Source organism: Streptomyces sp. NPDC001351 (assembly GCF_042896045.1).
In the GTDB taxonomy this organism is placed as follows: domain Bacteria; phylum Actinomycetota; class Actinomycetes; order Streptomycetales; family Streptomycetaceae; genus Streptomyces.
The window spans coordinates 1-1,206 of the sequence record NZ_JBIAWS010000045.1; the positions used below are offsets into that span (position 1 = coordinate 1).

General features: G+C 74.4%; 1 protein-coding gene. It reads right to left on the reverse strand.

Annotated features, from left to right (window positions below; genetic code table 11):
* The coding region (locus ACFY1U_RS50955; RefSeq protein WP_390700933.1) for a SulP family inorganic anion transporter at positions 1 to 1,182 on the reverse strand (1,182 nt) is incomplete at its 3' end.
* Between the last annotated feature and the right edge of the window lie 24 nt (positions 1,183 to 1,206).

The window sequence follows — 1,206 nt, forward strand, 5'->3', positions numbered from 1 at the left end:
GGTCGCCACGGCGGTCAGGACGAGTATCAGCGCATCGGACCGGGTCGCCTTCACCATGGCCTTGAGCGAGCCGACCTCGACCATGCGGATCGCGGTGGCCAGCAGGACTCCGGCGAGGGCGGCCAGCGGGATCTTCGAGACGAGCGGTGCCGCCGCGAAGACGATCACGGCGAGAACGGCGGCATGCATGAGGGCGGCGAGCCGGGAGCCCGCGCCGGTGCGGACGTTGACCGCGGTGCGGGCGATCGCACCGGTGGCCGGGACGCCCCCGAAAAGCGGGGCGGCGATGTTCGCGAGCCCCTGGCCGAACAGCTCCCGGTCCGGGTCGTGCTTCTGGCCCACCGTCATGCCGTCGGCGACCGAGGCGGACAGCAGGGACTCCAGCGCGGCGAGCGCCGCGACCGCCACGGCGGGCGCGAGCAGGGTGCCGAGCGAGCCGAGGTCGAGGAAGGTCAGCGAGGGTACGGGCAGCCCCGACGGCAGGTCGCCGATCGGCTTCGCCGCGTCCAGGCCGGCCAGCCGGGCCACGAGCGTCGCCGCGATCACGGCGACGATCGAGAACGGCACGGTCGGCCGCCAGCGGGCCCCGACCAGCATGACCGCGGCCACGGCGACCGCGAAACCGGCGGCGGTCCAGTTCGGGGACTTCGCGAACTCCTCGACGGCACGCCAGGTCACCACCAGCACGCGGTCGCCCTCCGGCTTGGGCACGCCGAGCGCGTTCGGGAGCTGCTGCAGGCCGATCACGCAGGCGATGCCGAGCGTGAAGCCCTCGACGACCGGGGCGGGCACGTACTGCATGTACTTCCCGGCCCGCAGCACCGCCAGAGCGACGAGCATGACGCCCGCCATCAGTCCCACGGTGAGCACCCCCGTGGGCCCGTAGCGGCCGACGATCGGCACCAGGACCACCGTCATGGCGCCGGTCGGCCCTGACACCTGGAGATTGGACCCGCCGAACACCGCCGCGAGCGCACCCGCGACCACCGCGGTGGCCAGGCCCGCCTCCGCGCCCAGCCCGGAGGAGACCCCGAAGCCGAGGGCCAGCGGCAACGCGACGATCGCCACGGTCAGGCCTGCCAGCAGGTCCCGGCGCGGGTCACGCCGCATCTCTGCGAGGTCTCCGCGCCCCGGCAGCAACACCGCGATCCGGGCCCACGCCCGGCCGATTCCCCCGGCCATCACGCGACAGCCCCGGCTTCCCGC